The following is a 19,818-nucleotide window of genomic DNA, read 5'->3' as shown; positions in this document are numbered from 1 at the left end:
GTAGATCGTGGGGTGCGCCGTGCGGATCGCGTGCGATCCCCGGGCGCGGATGGTGCAGCGGAGACTAGGCCTCAACTGCGACCGGAACGATGTTCACGGTCTTGCGTCCACGCTTGGCGCCGAACTCGACGGCACCTGCGGACAGTGCGAACAGTGTGTCGTCGCCACCACGGCCGACTCCGACACCGGGGTGGAAGTGCGTGCCGCGCTGACGAACCAGGATCTCGCCTGCGCTGACCGTCTGGCCACCGAAACGCTTGACGCCGAGGCGCTGTGCATTCGAGTCGCGACCGTTACGGGAGCTGGATGCACCCTTCTTATGTGCCATGTTGCGTACCCTCCTCGGGTAAGAAGATCGCCGGTGCCCTGTGAGAAACCGGCTGAGAAGAACTGGTTACTTGATACCGGTGACCTTGAGGACGGTCAGCTTCTGCCTGTGTCCCTGACGCTTGTGGTATCCGGTCTTGTTCTTGAACTTGTGGATGCGGATCTTCGGGCCCTTGGTGTGCTCGACGATCTCGCCGGCGACGGAGATCTTCGCCAGCTTCTCTGCATCTGTGGTCAGGTCGGAACCGTCAACGACGAGGACCGGAGCAAGCGAGACAGCAGTGCCGGGCGCTCCCTCGATCTTCTCGACCTTGACGAGGTCACCAACAGCGACCTTGTACTGCTTTCCGCCGGTCTTGACGATCGCGTACGTTGCCATCGGAGGGCTACCCCTTGCTTCTTCGAACTTGCTCGCGCTGCCCACGGCAACACGACTGGTCTGATCTTGCTTTGTTCTTGCTTTCAAACATCCCAGCATCTATCCCGATCAACGCTCCTGCCTTCCGCGAACGGAGCCAGGGCACAGCAGAACGGTGTCGCCGGGAGCGACTTATCAAGGTTACGGCAGACGGGCGGCCATGGTCAAACCGCCCGTCCCCTGTTCCCTATGCGTCTACGGGAGGACCCGCCGGTCGTGCTGCACTGCGGCGGCGCCGCGGCCGAGCCACCGGCAGTTCTTCCGGCACGTCCCCTGCATCCACCTGGGCGAATGCAGGCGTCGTCACCGGTTCCGGCGCAGGCTCGTCCGCAGCGTCCGTGCCGTCCGACGTTGCCGAGATCACGAAGACTGCTCCCGCGTCCGGTCCGGTCTCGGTCGGTGCTGCAGCCTTGCGAGCCACTCGCCGTCCGCGCTTGGCCTTGACCGGAGCCTCGGACGCTGCGGGTTCGTCCGCTGCAACCGACTCGGCGACAGCAGGTTCGGGCGCAGCCTCTTCGGCAGCGGGACGATCCGTTGCCGCTTCCGATGACGGAGTCTCGGCATCCACGTGCGTGGTCGACTCTGCTGCTTCGGCTGCGCCTGTGTCTTCGACTACTGCCGATGCAGTGGGACGCGACGCCTTTCGGCGTGCACCGCGTCCACCTCGACGGGACGAGCCGGTGGGTGCCGCTTCCGTGCCGTTCGACTGGGACTCCTGCAGAGCCCCTGCGTCCGACACCGATGCGTCCGACACCGCCACGTCCGACACCGCTACGTCCGACACCGCTACGTCCGACACCGATGCGTCGTCGTTGCCCTGTACGGCGGCGACGTCCGAGGCGTCGATGACCTTGTTCTCCGTCGACGCCGATGCGTCGTGTTCCACCACGTCGGCGGGTGTGACGTCGGCGACGACTTCGTCGTGGTGCGCTGCCATTGCCAGGGCGACCGGATGGGCTCGCTTGACGGCAGGCTCAGCCGTGGGTTCGGAGTGATCGGAGCCGTGGGAGTGGCCATTCCCCGTGCCGTTGCCGGTGGAACCGGCGTTGCCGTTGGAACCGGCGTTGTCGGACTTGTCGCGTCCACGACGCTTGCGCTGCGAACCGGAGTCCCCTCGTGAGGAGCCCGAGCGTGCACCGTCGTCGGGCTTGGCCTCCACCGGGAACGGATGCACGATGATTCCGCGGCCCTGGCAGTGCTCACAGGTCGTCGAGAAAGCCTCGACCAGACCGGTTCCGAGCTTCTTGCGTGTCATCTGGACGAGACCCAGCGACGTCACCTCGGACACCTGATGGCGTGTTCGGTCGCGACCGAGAGCTTCGGTCAGTCGACGCAGAACGAGGTCACGGTTCTGTTCGAGCACCATGTCGATGAAGTCGACGACGATCATGCCGCCGATGTCACGGAGGCGCATCTGCCGGACGACTTCCTCGGCTGCTTCGAGGTTGTTGCGGGTGACCGTCTCTTCGAGGTTTCCGCCCGCGCCGGTGAACTTGCCGGTGTTGACGTCCACCACGGTCATCGCTTCGGTGCGGTCGATCACCAGGGTGCCGCCGGACGGGAGCCACACCTTGCGATCGAGTGCTTTCGCGAGCTGCTCGTCGATTCGGTGGGCCTCGAACACGTCGGGCTGACCTGGTTCGGCGACGTGGCGCTCGAGCTTGGGTAGCATGTCGGCGGCGACGGTTTCGATGTAGGTCGACGTTGTCGACCATGCCTTGTCACCTTCGATGACGAGCTTGACGAAGTCCTCGTTGAACAGGTCGCGGATGACCTTCACCAGCAGATCGGGCTCTTCGTAGAGCGTCTGCGGCTGGCTGCCCTTGCCGGACTCGGCCTTCGCCGATGCTTCCTCGATGGATGCCCACTGCGCCTGCAGCCGCGACACGTCGCGGGCCAACTCTTCCTCGCTGACACCCTCCGCAGCCGTGCGGATGATGACGCCTGCCTCGGACGGGACGATGTCGCGGAGAATTTCCTTCAGACGCTTGCGTTCGGTGTCCGGAAGCTTGCGGCTGATGCCGGTCGAGCTGCCGCCGGGCACGTACACGAGGTAGCGACCGGCCAGCGACAGCTGCGTCGTGAGCCGGGCACCCTTGTGCCCCACCGGGTCCTTGCTGACCTGCACCAGGACTTGATCTCCCGGCTTGAGTGCCTGCTCGATCTTGCGGGAGTTGCCTCCCAGACCGGCGGCGTCCCAGTTGACCTCGCCTGCGTAGAGCACACCGTTGCGGCCACGGCCGATGTCGATGAACGCGGCTTCCATGCTCGGCAGCACGTTCTGGACGCGTCCGAGGTACACGTTGCCGACCATCGACGCCGACGCACTGCTGGTGACGAAGTGCTCCACGAGCACGCCGTCCTCGAGAACGGCCACCTGGGTGGTGTCGCCGTGATCCGGGAAGGACTTCTCGCGAACCACCATCACGCGGTCCACGGATTCGCGACGAGCCAGGAATTCGGATTCGGTCAGGATCGGCGGACGGCGACGGCCGGCGTCGCGTCCGTCGCGTCGACGCTGGCGCTTCGCTTCGAGCCGCGTCGATCCGGTGATGCCCTGAACTTCGTCCTTGTTGCGGGACTTGGTGCGCGGCTCACGCTCGTGAACCACGGTGTTGGGCGGGTCGTCCTCGGACGATGCCGTGTCCGACGACGCGTCACCGGAACTGCGGCGACGACGGCGACGACGCCTGCGGCGGCTCGAACCGTCGGCTGCATCCTGCTCGTCGTCCGAATCGTCGGAGTCGGACTCGGCCGACGCGTCGCCGTTGTCCTGCACATCGTCGTCACCCGACTCGGCCGATGCGTCGTCGGCGGACTTGGCGCCGCCACGTGACCTGCTACGCCGACGCGAGCGCCGTTCACCGGTCGGCTTCGAGTCCTCGGCGGTGTCATCCTCGGTGGATTCGTCCTCCGAGTCACTGCTGTCGGTGTCACTGTCCGACCCCGAGGGCTCGGACGGAGCCGCGACGTCATCGGCATCCGAGTCGGCGCCCTGATCGCCGGCACCCTGGTCATCGGCGTCGTTCGAGCTGGAGTCGTCCGGGCTGCTGTCGCCGGCCTGGTCACCACGTCCACGGCCGCGACCTCGGCGTCCACGACGGCGGCGACGCGGCTGAGAGTTGTCGTCGTCGGCATCCCCGTCGTCGGAACCGTCCTCCGACGAGGTGTCCACGGAGGAGGTCGCGTCGGACGGCGTTTCGTCGATGCCTGCGTCTGCGGAAGCGGGCTTGCTGTCCGGCGAGTCGGTTGCCTGGGGGCGGGTGCCCTCGGACTCCTCGGTCGAGGCGTCTGCAGTCGCGGTCACTGCCTGCGTGTCCGCTGCGTTCGGGTTCGCGTCTGCTGCCGACGAGTCCGACGCGGGGCCAGCTGCCTTCTTGCTCCGACGCCGCGCACGAGGAGGTTCGGCTACGGCCTCGGGCTGGAGGAAGAGAGGTCCGGAGAAAGTCGGACGTGCCACCGGAGCCGCAGTGTCAGTTGCAGCAGTGTCGGTTGCAGCAGCGTCGGCCGCAGCGCTCTCGGCGGGCACGTCGGTCGTGAACAAGGTCTGCGCGGGCTGAGGCTCAGCGACGTCCGGCTCTGCGACGTCCGGCTCTGCGACGTCCGGCTCGGCGACCTGCGCCTCTACCGCCTCGGGTGCTACAGCAGCCGGTTCCACAGCAGCGGGTTCCACAGCAGCGGGTTCCACAGCAGCGGGCGTCACCGCTTCCGGCTCTGCGAACGAGGCGTGGACCGTCTGGGCGACGTCGCGGCCGAGGCTGGACTGGGCGCTGCGGGCCTCGATACCGAGTTCGCCGAGCTTGGCCAGCACTTGCTTGCTGGTCACCCCGATGATCTTCGCCAGCGCGTGCACGCGCAGGCGGTCCGGGAACGTCGGGGCTACCTCGGCGCCACCTTCTGCACTTCCCGTGTTCGAATTCTGTACATCTTCCGGCGGGGCTTGATCGGCCACGTATGTCTCCTCGGGCCCCCGGGCGCGTCCACCTTCGACTGCTGGGTGTGACGCGGCCACGCGAGGGCAATCCTTGTGTCCTGACGAAAGGTTTGACGTCAGTGTTGTCTTGTCACGCTCTTGGTCTCGCTCCGTGTCCGAGGCACCGCCACGGTCTGTGGTCGGTGCACCGAGCACGGTGCCTGGCTGGATGGCTGTGGTGTCCTCCGGTACGAGCGCCTGATCATCAAGCTTGCCTGTGACGGCGGAGGCTTCCGCTCGCCGTCGGCAGCGATGACGGGCATCGCACGCGAAGGTGTCATCCGGTTGCTGACACGAGAACACCGATGTGTCGGCGTTCGATCGTCCTGCTGGTACTGAAAATTTCTCGAATGCTGGTGGTCGGTGAAACTGAAACTGTGTAAGCAACCTTCGCCAGTATCCCACACCGAGGGTCGCCTGCCCGCCACACCGCCGAGAATGCGTCCTCAGCGGCGTGGCGAAGGGCCGGTTCGTGCTGCGGTATCGAGCGGGTCAGGACAGTCCGGGGAACCACAGTGCGATCTCGCGCTCGGCGGATTCCACCGAGTCGGAGCCGTGCACGAGGTTCTGCTGCCCGTCGAGGGCGAGGTCCGCGCGGATGGTACCGGGGACGGCCTTGGCGACCGGGTCGGTTCCTCCGGCGATCTGACGGAACGCCGCGATCGCGCGTGGCCCTTCGAGGACAGCGGCGACGACGGGTCCCGAGGTGATGAACTCGAGCAGGTCGGGGAAGAACGGCTTGCCTTCGTGCTCGGCATAGTGGGCACTGGCCAGCGCGGTCGGAACGGTCTTGAGCTCGAGGGCTGCGATGCTCAATCCCTTCTTCTCGATGCGGCCGAGTATCTCTCCCACGTATCGGCGGGCTACTCCGTCGGGCTTGATCAGTACAAGGGTGCGCTCAGTCACGATCACAGACAGTAGTGGACAGTGCTCGCGCACTCATCCCTGGCGTCGACCTTCGGCGTCGACTTCCCCCGCGTGAGACGTCAGTCCCGCTGGCCGTACAGCATTCCGCGTTCGATTCGGCGCGTGATGTCTCGGCGGAGATACAGCAGGTAGGCCCACACTGCCGCGAAGATCAGCCCGACGATTCCGATCGACAGGTGGATGAACACTCCGAGGATCACGAGAACCTGGAGAACGAGGTTGATCTGCATCCCCTGCGGGCGGCGCTGCATTCCGCTCGCGAGGATCATCAGGACGGCGAGTCCGACGATGTAGAGCGTCGAGAACCACGTGAGCCCGCCTCCGACCGTCGCGACCACCGGCAGTGCCAGCAGGATCACGATCATTTCGAGGATCAGGGTTCCCGCGCAGACTCCCCGGAAGCCCTTCCACGGATCGTTGGTGGGCGGTTTGAACCCACCGGTCGCCTCGGTCATACCGGTTCCTTTCCGAACAGGGTTCTGGCGGCACCTGCGGTCACGACCGAACCGGTGACGACGACGCCCGCTCCGGACACTGCTTCACCAGGGTCGGCGACCTCTTCGGCCAGGCCGATGGCGGTTTCCAACGCGTCGGCCAGGGTCGGCGACACCACCACACGTTCGTCACCGAATTTGGCGACGGCGATGTTGGCGAGTTCTTCCACGTCCATTGCGCGCGGAGAACCGTTGTGGGTGACGACGATCTCGTCGAACACGGGCTCGAGCGCGGTCAACATCGCGTCGACATCCTTGTCGCCCATGACGCTGACGACACCCACCAATTTGCGGAAGTCGAACTCGTCGGCCAGCGTGGCCGCGAGTGCGCGCACACCGTGCGGATTGTGCGCGGCGTCGAGGAAGACCGTCGGTGCATTGCGCACCCGCTCGAGTCGTCCTGGGTTCACGATGGAGCCGAAGGCCGCGCGGACGATCTCGACGTCGAGTTGCCTGTCCGCTCCCGCACCGAAGAAGGCTTCCACCGCGGCCAGGGCGAGAGATGCGTTGTGCGCTTGATGTTCGCCGTGCAGGGGAAGAAAGATGTCGGTGTAGACGCCGCCGAGGCCTTGCAGTTCGAGTTGCTGACCGCCGACGGCGATCCGGCGGGCAAGTACACGGAACTCAGACCCTTGACGGGCGACGGCTGCGTCCGCCTCGACCGCGGCGCGGAGGACGACGTCGAGAGCCTCCGGCTTCTGCTCCGCGATGACGGCGACCGTGTCTCTCGGCACGAGCCGTTCCGGCGCCTTCTTGATGATGCCCGCCTTCTCCCCCGCAATTCCTGCGAGGTCGGAGCCGAGAAACTCCGTGTGGTCGAGGTCGATCGGCGTGATGACCGCGACTTCACCGTCGACGACGTTGGTCGCATCCCACCGGCCGCCCAATCCGACTTCCACGACGGCGACTTCGACGGGTGCCTCCGCGAACGCGGCGAATGCCATCGCGGTGGTCACCTCGAACTTGCTCATTCTCGGACCACCGGCAGCCTGCGACTGCGCGTCGATCATCTCCACGAAAGGTGCGATCTCGTTGTAGGTGTCGACGTAGAGTCGCGGCGAGATCGGTGCGCCGTCGATACTGATACGTTCCGTGGCCACCTGTAGGTGAGGGCTCGTCGTCCGACCGGTGCGCCGATGGAAATGCGTCAGCAACGCGTCGATCATCCGGGTGACCGATGTCTTCCCGTTCGTCCCCGCGACGTGGATGGACGGATACGCCTTCTGCGGCGAGCCCAGAAGGTCCATCAGCGCCGCGATCCTTGCGGTGCTCGGCTCGATCTTCGTCTCGGGCCAGCGCTTGTCGAGCTCGGCCTCGACGAGAGCCAACTCGGCGAGATCGACTGGCCCTGGGTCGCCCTGGCTCGCGGGCTGATCGAATTCGGTCACTACTCACCCGTCGTTTCGAGTCGCGCCGAGATGCGCGCGATCTCCTCGGTGGCGATCTGCTGTCGGGTGCGGATCTTGTCGACGACGGCATCCGGCGCCTTGGCGAGGAACGCCTCGTTGCCGAGTTTCGCGGTGGTCTGGGCGAGTTCCTTCTCCGCGGCCGCGAGATCCTTGACCAATCGCGCTCGTTCGGCGACCAGATCGACCGTTCCCGACGTGTCGAGCTCCACGGTGACCGTCGCCTGCGACAGCCGGACCTCGACGGAGGCGGTGGCGCTGAAGCTCTCGTCCGGTTCGGTCAGTTTGGCCAACGAACGGGTCGCGGCCACTTGGTCGGTGATGTCGGCGTCCTCGACGCCGACAATCCTCGCCGCGACCTTCTGCGACGGCTTCAGTCCCTGATCGCTCCGGAACCGGCGAACCTCGGTGATCAGCTTCTGCATGTCCGAGACACGCCGTGCGGCAACCGGATCGGCGTCCACTCCGCTGTCGGTCGGCCAGGACGCGATCACGACGGACTCGCCGCCGGTGAGCACCTTCCACAGCGTCTCCGTCACGAAGGGCACGACCGGATGGAGCAGGCGAAGAACGGCGTCGAGCACGTTGCCGAGCACGCCTCGCGTCGACTCCGCATGCGCGGTGTCCGCGAACTGAACCTTCGCGATCTCGAGGTACCAGTCGCAGACCTCGTCCCACGCGAAGTGGTACAGCGCCTCACATGCCTTGCTGAACTCGTACCGCTCGAACGCGGCGTCGACCTCGCCGCGGACCTGCTCGAGCCGATCGAGAATCCACCGGTCGGCGTCGGTGAGGTCGGTGCGAGCCGGCAGCTCGTCGGGCGCAGCGCCGTTCATCAGTGCGAATTTCGTCGCGTTGAAGAGCTTGTTGGCGAAGTTGCGCGAGGACTGCGCGTGGTCCTCGCCCACCGACAGGTCGGCCCCGGGATTGGCGCCTCGTGCAAGCGTGAAGCGCAGTGCATCCGCACCGAAGCGGTCGACCCAGTCCAGCGGGTCGATTCCGTTGCCGCGGGATTTGGACATCTTCTTGCCGAACTGGTCCCGGACGAGACCGTGCAGGAAGACGTCCTTGAACGGAACGTTGCCCGGCTCTGCGCCTGCATTCACCGACGCATCGCCGGAGACGTAGGTGCCGAACATCATCATGCGAGCGACCCAGAAGAACAGAATGTCGTAGCCGGTGACCAGCACGCTCGTCGGATAGAACTTGGCCAGGTCGGCGGTCTCGTCCGGCCATCCCATCGTCGAGAACGGCCAGAGGCCGGACGAGAACCAGGTGTCGAGAACATCCGGGTCCTGCACCCAGCCTTCGGGGGCGGTCTCGCCCGGGCCCAGGCACACGGTCTCGCCGTCGGGGCCGTACCAGATCGGGATGCGATGACCCCACCAGAGCTGACGGGAGATGCACCAGTCGTGCATGTTGTCGACCCAGGCGAACCAACGCGGTTCCTGGCTTGCGGGGTGAATGACGGTGTCGCCGTTGCGGACTGCGTCGCCTGCCGCTTTCGCCAGGCCGTCGACCTTGACCCACCACTGCAGGGAGAGGCGTGGTTCGATGGATTCACCACTGCGCTCGGAGTGTCCGACGCTGTGGAGGTAGGGCCGCTTCTCGGCGACGACACGTCCCTGCTCGGCCAATGCCTCGCGCACCTTCACCCGGGCTTCGAACCGGTCGAGACCGTCGAATTGCGTACCGGTGTCGGCGATTCGGCCGGTCTTGTCCATGATGGTCGGCATCGGCAGGTTGTGCCTCAGCCCCATCTCGAAGTCGTTGGGATCGTGCGCGGGCGTGATCTTGACCGCGCCGGTACCGAATTCGGGATCGACGTAGTCGTCGGCGATGATCGGGATGTCGCGGCCGCTGAACGGGTGCGGCAGCGTCGTGCCGACGAGGTGCTTGTACCGCTCGTCCTCGGGGTGGACGGCCACCGCGGTGTCACCGAGCATCGTTTCGACACGCGTGGTCGCGACGATCACGTGTGGTTCGTCGTCGTTCAGCGACCCGTATCGCAGCGACACGAGTTCGCCCTCGACGTCCTCGAACTTGACCTCGATGTCGGAGATCGCCGTCTGCAGCACCGGTGACCAGTTGACGAGACGTTCGGCGCGGTAGATCAGACCGTCGTCGTACATGCGCTTGAAGATGGTCTGCACGGCCTCGGACAGGCCGTCGTCCATCGTGAATCGTTCGCGGTTCCAGTCGACACCGTCGCCGATGCGCCGCATCTGGCCGAGGATGGTGCCGCCCGATTCGCGCTTCCAGTCCCAGACCTTGTCGACGAACAGTTCGCGACCGAACTCTTCCTTGGTCTTGCCGTCGGCCGCAAGTTGCTTCTCGACGATGGTCTGCGTGGCGATACCGGCGTGGTCCATGCCCGGCAGCCACAGCACCTCGTAGCCGAGCATCCGCTTGCGACGACTGAGTGCGTCCATCAACGTGTGATCGAGCGCGTGGCCCATGTGCAGGCTGCCCGTCACGTTCGGTGGCGGCAGAACGATCGAGTAGGCAGGCTTGTCGGTGCTCGGGTCGGCCTCGAAGTATCCGGCGTCGACCCACCCCTGATACAGCTCGGCCTCGACCTCACCCGGGTTCCAACTCTTGGGCAACGCCTCGCTCGGGTTGCTCCGCGGGCTGTCGTCTTGCCCCGCTGCGTTGTCCGGGGTCTCAGGCACTGAACTGGTCACCCGACGATTCTAGTGGTCGCGCCGGGGCGCTCCCACGCGCCCTTTCACCCCAACGTCTCGGGAAGCTCGATTCGCTCACCCAGCACGTGGTCCGCCAGGAACGCCGTGACCACCTCGTACCAGATCTTGGCGTGCTGGGGCGTGAGAACCCAGTGGTTCTCGGACGGGAAATACAGCAGACGGTGATCGGTCCTGCCTTCGTCGTCGGCGGGCAGTCCCGACTCACTGAGCAGTTCGTACCACAGGCGTAGCCCTTCACCGACCGGCACTCGATAGTCCTTGTCCCCGTGGATCACGAGCATCGGTGTGGAGATGTCCGCGACGAACAGGTGCGGCGAGTTCTCGACGGCCATCTCCGGGGACATCTCGCGCTGCCAGTAGTACGCGACGTCGGTGGTGGGACCGAACTGGTCGAGCGCCCACAGACTCGCGTGGGTGACGATGGCGTCGAACCTGTCGGTGTGGCCGGCGATCCAGTTGGCCATGTATCCGCCGAAGGAACCTCCCATCGCCGCGGTTCTGGACTCGTCGATGTCGGGGCGCGAGGTGGCCGCGTCCGTGATGGCCATGAGGTCCGTGAACGGCTCCTTGCCCCATCGTCCCCAGCCTCGTTGCACGAACTCCTGCCCGTAGCCCGTCGACAGAGCCGGATCCGGAAGCAGTACCGCGTATCCCCGAGCGACGAGGAGCCACGGATTCCACCGCCACGACCATGTGTTCCACGATCCGAGGGGCCCGCCGTGCACCCAGAGCAGGAGTGGGGCTTTCTCGGCGTCGGACGCGCCGTGCGGCAGAGCCACGTAGCCACGGAGCCGGTGGCCGTCGTCCGCGGTGGTCTCGATCTCGGCCAGAGTTCCGGGCGGGTCCGGAGCGTCCAGTCCCGAGCGCAGCCGGGTGATCTCGCCCGTCGCGACGTCGACGCGCACGGGATGCGCTGGTTCGAGATACGACGCCTCCAACGCGAACACGACACCGTCCGCGGCGGCATGGACATGCGTGTAGGCGGAATCGGTGTCGGTCACCCGGCGCGCCGCGCCACCCGACACCAGGAAGATCGGCGCTCGTCCGTTCTCGTCGGCGACCACGAGAACACCGCTACCGTCGGCGAGCCACACCGGTTCGGACGGCCACAGATCCCATCCAGGTGCGGATTCGGTCACGGTTCCGTCGACGAAGGCATACTCGTGCAACGACACTCGCGGTGCTTCCTCGGGGGTCGACAGAGATTCGCGCACGAACGCGACCCTCGTACCGTCCGGGGAGATCGCAGGCGACGAGAGGTCGGCATCGCTGTCGTCGACGATGATTCGCTGCTCCCCCGTGTCGAGGTCGATGCGAATCAGGACGGTGCGCGACGTCGCGAGGGCGCCGGCGATCGTCCACGTCGACACCAGAAACCTTCCGTCGTCACTGATGTCGTACGACGCTTCCTGCAACGCGCCGGCCGCCGCGTCGGTGAGTCGACGCACGGGCGAGCCGTCCTCGGAGGCGAACAGGTGCGGCGTTGCCGGGCCGAGGTCGTGGTCCCAGTACCGCACCGGATAACCGGTGTGCAGGACAGCGTCGATCTTGCCGTCCTTGCGCAACAACCGGATTCGATCGTCGTCCGCGTCGGTTCGAGCCGACGGGTGCACGGCGGAGACCGCCACGAACGTCGGTGCGGCCGTTGCCGTGACGACGCCGGAGAAGCCGGCGCCGCGTGAGGCGACGACGTACGCTTCACCTCCGCCGGAAGGCAGCGACCATATCGCCGACGATTCGTCGTCCTTCGACGCCCGACGAGTGAACAGGAGATCACCCGAGGCGGTGAATGTCGGGCCGCTCGAGCCGTCGTCGTTCCAGGTGAGGCGCCGCGCGTCGGACTCACCGGTCGCGTCGACCTCCCAGAGGGCACCGACGTACTTCGACCCGGCGGAATCGGGCCGCGAGATCGTGACCACGACGCGACGACCGTCGCGTGCGACGGCGAGATCGGTGACCCGCGGTTCGGCGACGTACCGATCCAGGTCGTCGAAAATTCCGGTCGGTCGCTGTGGCACGGGCGCGCTCCTCGGTGATCGAAGTCCAGGCATGCCCGGCCGATGTTACGGACCGGACACGCGTGGGATCACCTCGGTCCGAGCTCTTCCCTCAACTGCGTGAGAGTCCGGGCCAGGATACGAGAGACGTGCATTTGCGAGATGCCCATCCGCTCGGCGATCTGTGTCTGCGTCATGGACCCGAAGAACCGGAGGATCACGATCTGCCGCTCACGCTCCGGCAGTTTCTCGAGCGCGGGCCGGACGGTCAGGTAACTTTCCATCTTCTCGAGCTCGGGATCGTTGGAGCCCAACGTGTCCATCAGCGGCAGGCGGTCGTCGCTGACGACGGAGTCGACGGAGACGGTCTGGTAGGCACTGCGCGCAAGCAGGGCCTGCGTTGCTTCCTTGACGTCGATGTCCAGTTCCGCGGCGATTTCACTCGCGGTCGGGGCTCGTCCCAACTTCTGCGACAGCGTGCCGACAGCGCCGGAGATCATCGAGTTGAGTTCTTTCATGCGCCGTGGCACACGAACCGACCATCCCGCGTCGCGGAAATAGCGTCGAGCCTCACCCATGATCGTGGGGACGGCGAAGGAGACGAAGTCGGATCCGCGCTCGATGTCGAATCTGTCGACGGCGTTGACCAGACCCAGCCGGGCGACCTGGAGCAGATCCTCGTGCGCTTCGCCTCGACCACCGAAGCGCCTCGCAATGTGCTCGGCGAGCGGTAGGCAGCGAGTGATGATGCGGTCGCGGAGCACTTGCTTCTGAGGAGAATCCTCCATCGCCTGCATCTGCTGGATGAGAGGAACGACTTCGCTGTAGTCGTCCGACTGACGCCGCGTAGATTTTTCGTACGGCACGGGCACTAGGAGCTGCTCCTCCGCTTGACCACGTCGACTACCACCGACGAGCCGCCCTCGACCGAGGACGCGGCAAGCGAGATCGAGTCGGTGAGGGTCTGAAGCACGTGCCAGCCGAAGCTGTCTCCTCGCGGAATGCGGTCGGAGTCCACCACCGACGTCGTGGAGATTCGAATGCCACCGTCGCTGACGAGAAACGAACACGACAATTCCGCACCCGGCAGCGCGCCGGAGATCAACTCCGAACACACCTCGTCGACGACGAGCTTGATGTCGGCGATGTCGTCGAGGGTGAAGTCCCCCAGTACCGCAAGTGTTTCGGCCACCGCGCGCACCACCGGAAGCTGATCGGCGTCCGCGACCACCCTCAGCTCGACCGGTGCGCCGGAATTTCGTTCCAGCTCTTCGATCTTGCCGACGCCAGTCATTCGCGCTCCCTATCCATCGTTTCGCAACAATCGCTGTCGTTTCCCTCGGGCTGAACATAGAGGCCACACAGCTCGAGTGCGCGCCGCGATCAGAGTACCCGGGGCCGTCACGTTCAATCCTGCGAGATCCTCCCCGCGAATGTGCGCCGTCCGTTCGGACATGACGACGGCGGTGGATGCTGGCACGATCGGGAGCGTGACCTACACAGCGCTGCTGCGCGATCTTGCCCGTGAGTGTGGAGTGTCGACGGCCTACCGAGGCTGGGATCGCCGAGAGCACGAGGTATCCGAGGACACACTGCGCAGAATTCTCGCTGCGCGCGGAATCTCGGCGTCCGACGAGGCGGAGGTTCGGCAGGCGATGGCCGACCTCGAGCAGTTGCCGTGGCGTCGCATGCTTCCTCCGGTCGTCGTCACCGTGGAGGGTGACGGTGACGCGACGATCGCCGTACACGTTCCACACGGTGATCCGGTGGACGTACACCTCGAGACGGAGTTCGGGGAGCGCAGATCGCTCGTCCAGCGCCAGGTCTGGGTGGAGCCTCGCGAGATCGACGGATCACTCGTCGGGCGAGCGACCTTCGAGATTCCCGCCGACCTCCCACTCGGCTGGCACACCGTGGTGGCGGTCAGCTCGCCGGACGGCCGAGAACAGCGGACCGCGAGCGGCGTGGTCGTGACGACGCCGCAGCGGCTGTCGCCCAACGACGCCCTTCTGGGCCGAGGCGAGAGTGGAGCCGGCAGGAACGACCCAGAAGGCGGGAGTGGAGCCGGCAGGAACGACCCAGAAGGCGGGAGTGGAGCCGGCAGGAACGACCCAGAAGGCGGGAGTGGAGCCGGCAGGAACGATGCTGGGTTCAGGCAGCGGCTCGGATCGATGACGCAGTTGTACTCGCTCCGATCCGATCGATCCTGGGGTGTCGGGGACTACGGCGATCTCGCCGACCTCGCGTCCATCACCGGCCGTCACCATGATTTCGATTACGTCCTGGTCAATCCGCTGCACGCGCAGAGGCCGGTTCCGCCTGTCGAGGCGTCGCCGTACCTCCCCACTACTCGACGCTTCTTCGATCCGATGTACATCCGAATCGAGGACATTCCGGAAACTGCGTACCTCCCTCGGGATCAGTACGCGAAGGTCAGGGAAGCCGCTCGGTCGTTCGCGCGGGCCAACAAGCGGACCGGCCGCATCGATCGTGACCCGTCGTTCCGGGCGAAACTGAAATCGACCAAAAGAATCTTCGCGGTTCCGCGATCCGCGGCCCGGCAGGCGGAGTTCGACGCGTTCTGCGAACGTGAGGGAGGCGGCCTCGACGACTTCGCCCTGTGGTGCGCGCTCGCGGAGAAGTACGGACCCGAGCACGCTGTGTGGGCGGACAAGGCGTCGCACCCGGGGACCTCGTTCTCGTCGGAGTTCCGCACGACTGCCGCCGAGAAGATCCTGTTCCACAAGTGGCTTCAGTGGATCTGCGACGAGCAACTGGCACGCGCGCAGCGCACCGCGACGGCCGCGGGGATGGACATCGGGATCATGCACGATCTGGCCGTCGGTGTGCACCGTCAGGGGGCGGACGCCTGGACCTTGGGGGCGGCCTTGACCACGGGAGTGACCGTCGGCGCACCGCCGGACAATTTCAATCAGCAGGGACAGAACTGGAATCAACCGCCGTGGAATCCGGACGAGCTCGAAGAGCGGGCGTACGGGCCGTATCGGGACATGTTGCGGACGGTGCTTCGGCATGCGGGCGGTATTCGAGTGGACCACATCCTCGGTCTGTTTCGACTGTGGTGGATCCCGGAGGAGTCGTCGAGCGCTGCGGACGGGGCGTACGTCGAGTACGACCACGAAGCGTTGATCGGAATCCTCGTGCTCGAAGCGGAGCGGGCCGGGGCGGTCGTCGTCGGGGAGGACCTCGGGGTGTTCGAGCCGCGGGTGCAGGAGTATCTGGGCAGGCGTGGACTGTTCGGCACCTCGATCCTGTGGTTCGAGAACGACGGCGAAGCCCCCATTCCGCCCGAGGACTACCGGGAACTCTGCCTGACGACGGTGACCACACACGACCTGCCGCCGACGGTGGGATACCTACGCGGGGAACATATTGCGCTCCGCTCGCGTCTCGGGTTGCTCGAGCGCGATCTGGAGGCCGAGATCGAGCAGGATGCCGCCGGGCGAGAGGCGGTGCTCGACCTTGCTCGGACCCGAGGACTTCTCGCCGCGGACGCGTCGGAGAAGGAGACGGTGGAGGCGCTGTACCGGCTGCTTCAGCGCAGTCCATCGACCCTGCTCGGGATAGCGCTCGTGGATCTCGTGGGCGAGAACCGGATTCAGAACCAACCCGGCACCGACGAGACGCAGTACAAGAATTGGCGGATTCCACTCGCCGATCACAAGGGCAAGGCGGTATGGGTGGACGATCTGGTCGACCACCCCAGGCTGGTGTCACTGGTTCGGGCGCTTCGCGAGTGAGGCGCATAATCGACTCATGGGACGTATAACCGCTCGCCGTCCGGTCGTCCGGATTCGCGGCTCTCACGAGTCATCCCGTCCCGACACCCTCGTCGTGGAGGAACCGCTGGAGATCAGGGTGAACGGGTCCGCGCTCGCGGTCACGATGCGCACCCCCGGCCACGACGTGGAACTCGCGCACGGGTTCCTGTTGACCGAAGGCGTGATCTCGGGCCGAGACGACATCGCTGTCGCGCGGTACTGCGACGGTGTCGACGACGAGGGGCAGAACACCTACAACGTCCTCGACGTCACACTGGCCGAGGGCGTCGCACCGCCCGAACCCGGTGTGGAACGCAACTTCTACACCACGTCGTCGTGCGGGGTGTGCGGCAAGGGGTCGCTCGACGCGGTCCGACTGAAGAGCCGTTTCTCCCCCGCCGGCGACGACGTCCGCGTGAAGGCGTCCGTCCTGGCCACGATGCCGGGGACCCTGCGTGAATCTCAGAAGGTGTTCGACTCCACCGGCGGACTGCACGCGGCCGGTCTCTTCGACGCGGACGGCACCATGCTCGCGCTGCGCGAGGACGTCGGCCGTCACAACGCGGTCGACAAGGTCGTCGGTTGGGCTGCGTCGCAGGATCGGATCCCGGCCGCAGGCACGGTGTTGATGGTGAGTGGCCGCGCATCGTTCGAACTCGCCCAGAAGGCAGTGATGGCGGGCATACCCGTCCTGGCCGCGGTGTCGGCGCCGTCGTCGCTGGCGGTGGATCTCGCCGACGAGTCGGGCCTGACGGTGGTCGGGTTCCTACGTGGCGAGAACATGAACCTGTACTCGCACACGCACCGCATCACACGCTGAGTGTTGCTCCCGTCGCCGCGCGCACCTCGTCCTCGGTGATCCCGGGGGCCGTCTCGACGAGCCTCAAGCCGTCGGCCGTCACGTCGAGCACGGCCATGTCGGTGATGATTCGCTGAACGCACCCGACGCCGGTGAGCGGAAGAGTGCAGGAGTCGAGGATCTTGGGCTCGCCCTTCTTCGACACGTGCTCCATCATGACGATGACTCGACGAGCTCCGTGCACCAGATCCATCGCCCCGCCCATGCCTTTGACCATGTGGCCGGGGATCATCCAGTTCGCGAGGTCTCCCGTGGCGCTGACCTGCATCGCGCCCAGTACGGCGACGTCTACCTGACCGCCGCGGATCATCCCGAACGATTGCGAGGAATCGAAGTACGACGCACCGGGGAGAACGGTGATGGTCTCCTTGCCCGCATTGATGATCTCGGGGTCGAGTTCGTCCTCGGTCGGGTACGGCCCGACTCCGAGAACCCCGTTCTCGGAGTGCAGGATCACGGTGATGTCGGTCGGTAGGTAGTTCGGCACGAGGGTGGGCATACCGATGCCGAGGTTGACGTATTCACCGTCGTTCAGTTCCTGGGCCACACGAGCAGCCATCTGCTCACGCGTCAGTTTCGGGGAAGTCATGATCGCACCGTCCGCTGCTCGATTCCTACGTGTACCGGCCCGACGTGCACCACTCGTTGGACGTGGATCCCGGGCGTGTGGACGTCGTCGGGGGCGATCTCGCCCGGCTCGACGAGGTGCTCGACCTGCGCGATGGTGACGCGACCCGAGGCCGCGGCCGGAGGATTGAAGTTTCTGGCGCTGGCGTGGAAGACCAGGTTGCCGTGCCGGTCGCCCTTCCACGCGTGGACCAGCGCGTAGTCGGCGACGATGCCGCGTTCCATGACGTAGGTGACCCCGTCGAACTCGCGCGTCTCCTTGGGCGGACTCGCCACCGCGATTCCGCCGCTGCCGTCGTACCGGAGTGGCAGACCACCGTCGGCGACCTGCGTTCCGACGCCGGCGGGCGTGAAAAACGCCGGGATGCCCGCTCCCCCGGCCCGCAACCTTTCCGCGAGCGTTCCCTGCGGCGTCAGTTCGACCTCGAGTTCACCGGCCAGATACTGGCGGGCGAACTCCTTGTTGGAGCCGACGTAGGAGCTGATCGTTCGACGGATGCGTCGTTTCTCCAGCAGGATTCCCAGACCGAATCCGTCTGTGCCGCAGTTGTTGCTGACGACCTCGAGGTCGGTTGCTCCCTGCTGCAGCACCGCGTCGATCAAAATCTCCGGGACCCCGACCAGTCCGAATCCTCCGACGGCGACGGACGCCCCGTCGGGCATGTCGGCAACGGCTTCGGAGGCACTCGCCACCACTTTGTCCATCATGCCGCCGACCATACCCAAAAATGTGCGCTGTGTGAACACCTCGCCACCATGCGAACATTTGTGGCTGTTTTTGTTGCCTGGCCCACTACCGGCGGTCTACGATCGTTCGCATAGCGGCGAGAAGTCCACATCACGAACATGCGGTCGCCGCGCACCGTCACGTAACTTTCCCGTGAGGAACCACCGATGCTCCCTCTACCGCCGAACCACTCGATCACCGTCGACCCGGCCGGCCCGTACCGCGACCAGACCGGCGTCAACGCGCCGCGTGATTTCGCCGAGTACCGCACCACCGCACTGCGTCACCCCAAGCAACCATTGATCCTTCTGCCCCAACGCCTCACCGAGATCACCGGACCGGTGCTCGGCGGGGGACGGGTCACGGCCGCGGACGCCGACCTGACCCTCGTGAACGGCGGTGAGGCGCAAGGACAACGCATCATCGTGCACGGCAGAGTGCTCGACAGTGACGGGAAAGCCGTGCCTGACACACTCGTCGAGGTATGGCAGGCCAACGCAGGCGGACGATATCGTCACGCCGGTGACACCTGGCCCGCTCCACTCGACCCCCATTTCGACGGCGTCGGCCGAGTGCTGACCGACTCGGCAGGCAACTACCGCTTCACGACGATCAAGCCGGGCGCCTACCCGTGGGGCAACCACCACAACGCGTGGCGACCGGCGCACATTCACTTCTCGCTGTTCGGCCAGGCGTTCACGCAGCGCCTCGTCACGCAGATGTACTTCCCGGACGATCCGATGTTCTTCCAGGACCCGATCTTCAACTCGGCGCCCGAGGATGCCAGGGCCCGCATGATCAGCGCGTTCGATTACGAAGCGACGCAGGACAACTGGGCATTGGGTTTCCGATTCGACATCGTTCTTCGCGGACGCAATGCCACTCCGTTCGAAGGGGACGACCACGATGACTGAGCCTGTGTCCGACAGCGGCGCCCTTGCCCCTCGATACCCGGTTGCGCCGGGAAGCAACTTCACGACGGTCCCGTTCGGCCAGACACCCTCGCAGACCGTCGGACCCTACCTGCACATCGGGTTGCCGTGGCCGGACGGGCCAGACGTGGTTCCGGCGGGCACCGCAGGCTCCGTGGACATCTCGGTGACCGTCCTCGACGGCAATCGCACGCCGCTGGCCGACGCGATGATCGAGACGTGGCAGGCGGATGCGTCGGGCCGGTTCGATCACGCCGACGACCCACGTGGCCGCCGGACACCGACTCCGGCGGGTTTCCGCGGGTTCGGCCGAGCTGTCGCGGACGCGACCGGCACCGCAACTGTCCACACCGTCAAACCTGGCGCCCTCCCCGCCGAGAACGACATGATCGAGGCCCCGCACATCGACGTCGGCATCTTTGCTCGCGGCGTGCTCGAGCGACTCGTCACCCGCCTCTACTTCCCCGACGAGACCGAGGCCAACGCGTCGGATCCGGTGTTGTCGGGGTTGGACGCGCGCCAGGCCGCGAAGCTCGTCGCGACGGCGACTCCCACCGGATATCACCTGAATGTGGTACTTCAGGACAAGAACCCGAACGGCGACGAAACTCCGTTCTTCGAGCTGTGACGAACGAAAGCGAGTC

Annotated in this window: 16 protein-coding genes; 4 read left to right on the top strand and 12 right to left on the bottom strand. The window is 65.9% G+C overall.

The genetic code is table 11. The features are described 5' to 3' along the window. Positions 1 to 64: 64 nt before the first annotated feature. The 10 genes from rpmA to CH289_RS19775 form a co-directional block, all read right to left on the bottom strand. A complete protein-coding gene (rpmA, locus tag CH289_RS19825; RefSeq protein ID WP_019664722.1) occupies positions 65 to 328 on the bottom strand; it encodes a 50S ribosomal protein L27 in 264 nt (87 codons plus the stop codon). 66 nt (positions 329 to 394) lie between these two features. After that, a complete protein-coding gene (rplU, locus tag CH289_RS19820; protein WP_019664723.1) occupies positions 395 to 706 on the bottom strand; it encodes a 50S ribosomal protein L21 in 312 nt (103 codons plus the stop codon). A 226-nt stretch (positions 707 to 932) separates the two neighbouring features. Then, on the bottom strand, positions 933 to 4,697 hold the full coding sequence (locus tag CH289_RS19815) for a translation initiation factor IF-2 N-terminal domain-containing protein (protein ID WP_094728400.1): 3,765 nt from the start codon (positions 4,695 to 4,697) through the stop codon (positions 933 to 935). Positions 4,698 to 5,210: 513 nt separating this feature from the next. Beyond that, entirely contained in the window at positions 5,211 to 5,624 is a 414-nt protein-coding gene (ndk, locus tag CH289_RS19805) for a nucleoside-diphosphate kinase (protein ID WP_026347734.1), read from the bottom strand. An 80-nt stretch (positions 5,625 to 5,704) separates the two neighbouring features. Then, the gene (locus CH289_RS19800) at positions 5,705 to 6,100 is read right to left on the bottom strand and encodes a DUF4233 domain-containing protein (RefSeq protein WP_020111666.1); all 396 of its coding nucleotides are present in this window, start codon (positions 6,098 to 6,100) and stop codon (positions 5,705 to 5,707) included. Continuing rightward, a complete protein-coding gene (folC, locus tag CH289_RS19795) occupies positions 6,097 to 7,527 on the bottom strand; it encodes a bifunctional tetrahydrofolate synthase/dihydrofolate synthase (RefSeq protein WP_019664728.1) in 1,431 nt (476 codons plus the stop codon). The genes CH289_RS19800 and folC overlap by 4 nt, the downstream gene beginning before the upstream one ends. Further along, positions 7,527 to 10,229 carry a valine--tRNA ligase gene (locus CH289_RS19790; protein WP_462052407.1) on the bottom strand — a complete coding sequence of 901 codons (2,703 nt, stop codon included), beginning with the start codon at positions 10,227 to 10,229 and terminating at the stop codon, positions 7,527 to 7,529. Before CH289_RS19790 ends, folC begins: the two co-directional genes overlap by 1 nt. Before the next feature lie 44 nt (positions 10,230 to 10,273). Beyond that, entirely contained in the window at positions 10,274 to 12,301 is a 2,028-nt protein-coding gene (locus CH289_RS19785) for a prolyl oligopeptidase family serine peptidase (protein ID WP_179276837.1), read from the bottom strand. A 35-nt stretch (positions 12,302 to 12,336) separates the two neighbouring features. Then, on the bottom strand, positions 12,337 to 13,044 hold the full coding sequence (locus CH289_RS19780; protein WP_230593920.1) for a SigB/SigF/SigG family RNA polymerase sigma factor: 708 nt from the start codon (positions 13,042 to 13,044) through the stop codon (positions 12,337 to 12,339). Positions 13,045 to 13,118: 74 nt separating this feature from the next. Next, positions 13,119 to 13,541, bottom strand: coding sequence for an ATP-binding protein (locus tag CH289_RS19775; RefSeq protein ID WP_019664732.1), 423 nt, complete (start codon positions 13,539 to 13,541; stop codon positions 13,119 to 13,121). Positions 13,542 to 13,701: 160 nt separating this feature from the next. On the opposite strand from CH289_RS19775, the gene malQ reads away from it, so the two are divergent. After that, positions 13,702 to 16,008 (top strand): 4-alpha-glucanotransferase, encoded by a 2,307-nt coding sequence (malQ, locus tag CH289_RS19770; RefSeq protein WP_094728397.1) that lies wholly within the window; start codon positions 13,702 to 13,704, stop codon positions 16,006 to 16,008. A gap of 16 nt (positions 16,009 to 16,024) precedes the next feature. Then, entirely contained in the window at positions 16,025 to 16,849 is an 825-nt protein-coding gene (gene fdhD / locus CH289_RS19765; protein ID WP_033190434.1) for a formate dehydrogenase accessory sulfurtransferase FdhD, read from the top strand. Here the strand turns inward: fdhD and CH289_RS19760 are convergent. Beyond that, positions 16,839 to 17,477 carry a CoA transferase subunit B gene (locus tag CH289_RS19760; RefSeq protein ID WP_019664735.1) on the bottom strand — a complete coding sequence of 213 codons (639 nt, stop codon included), beginning with the start codon at positions 17,475 to 17,477 and terminating at the stop codon, positions 16,839 to 16,841. The two genes, fdhD and CH289_RS19760, sit on opposite strands and share 11 nt — an antisense overlap. Continuing rightward, the gene (locus CH289_RS19755; RefSeq protein WP_026347735.1) at positions 17,474 to 18,220 is read right to left on the bottom strand and encodes a CoA transferase subunit A; all 747 of its coding nucleotides are present in this window, start codon (positions 18,218 to 18,220) and stop codon (positions 17,474 to 17,476) included. Before CH289_RS19755 ends, CH289_RS19760 begins: the two co-directional genes overlap by 4 nt. Before the next feature lie 189 nt (positions 18,221 to 18,409). On the opposite strand from CH289_RS19755, the gene pcaH reads away from it, so the two are divergent. Next, positions 18,410 to 19,156, top strand: coding sequence for a protocatechuate 3,4-dioxygenase subunit beta (gene pcaH, locus CH289_RS19750; protein WP_094728396.1), 747 nt, complete (start codon positions 18,410 to 18,412; stop codon positions 19,154 to 19,156). Continuing rightward, the gene (pcaG, locus tag CH289_RS19745; protein ID WP_179276836.1) at positions 19,149 to 19,802 is read left to right on the top strand and encodes a protocatechuate 3,4-dioxygenase subunit alpha; all 654 of its coding nucleotides are present in this window, start codon (positions 19,149 to 19,151) and stop codon (positions 19,800 to 19,802) included. Before pcaH ends, pcaG begins: the two co-directional genes overlap by 8 nt. Positions 19,803 to 19,818: the final 16 nt, after the last annotated feature.

Source organism: Rhodococcus sp. RS1C4 (genome assembly GCF_002258225.1).
Lineage (GTDB): Bacteria > Actinomycetota > Actinomycetes > Mycobacteriales > Mycobacteriaceae > Rhodococcoides > Rhodococcoides fascians_E.
This window is presented reverse-complemented; position numbering and strand designations above follow the sequence as displayed.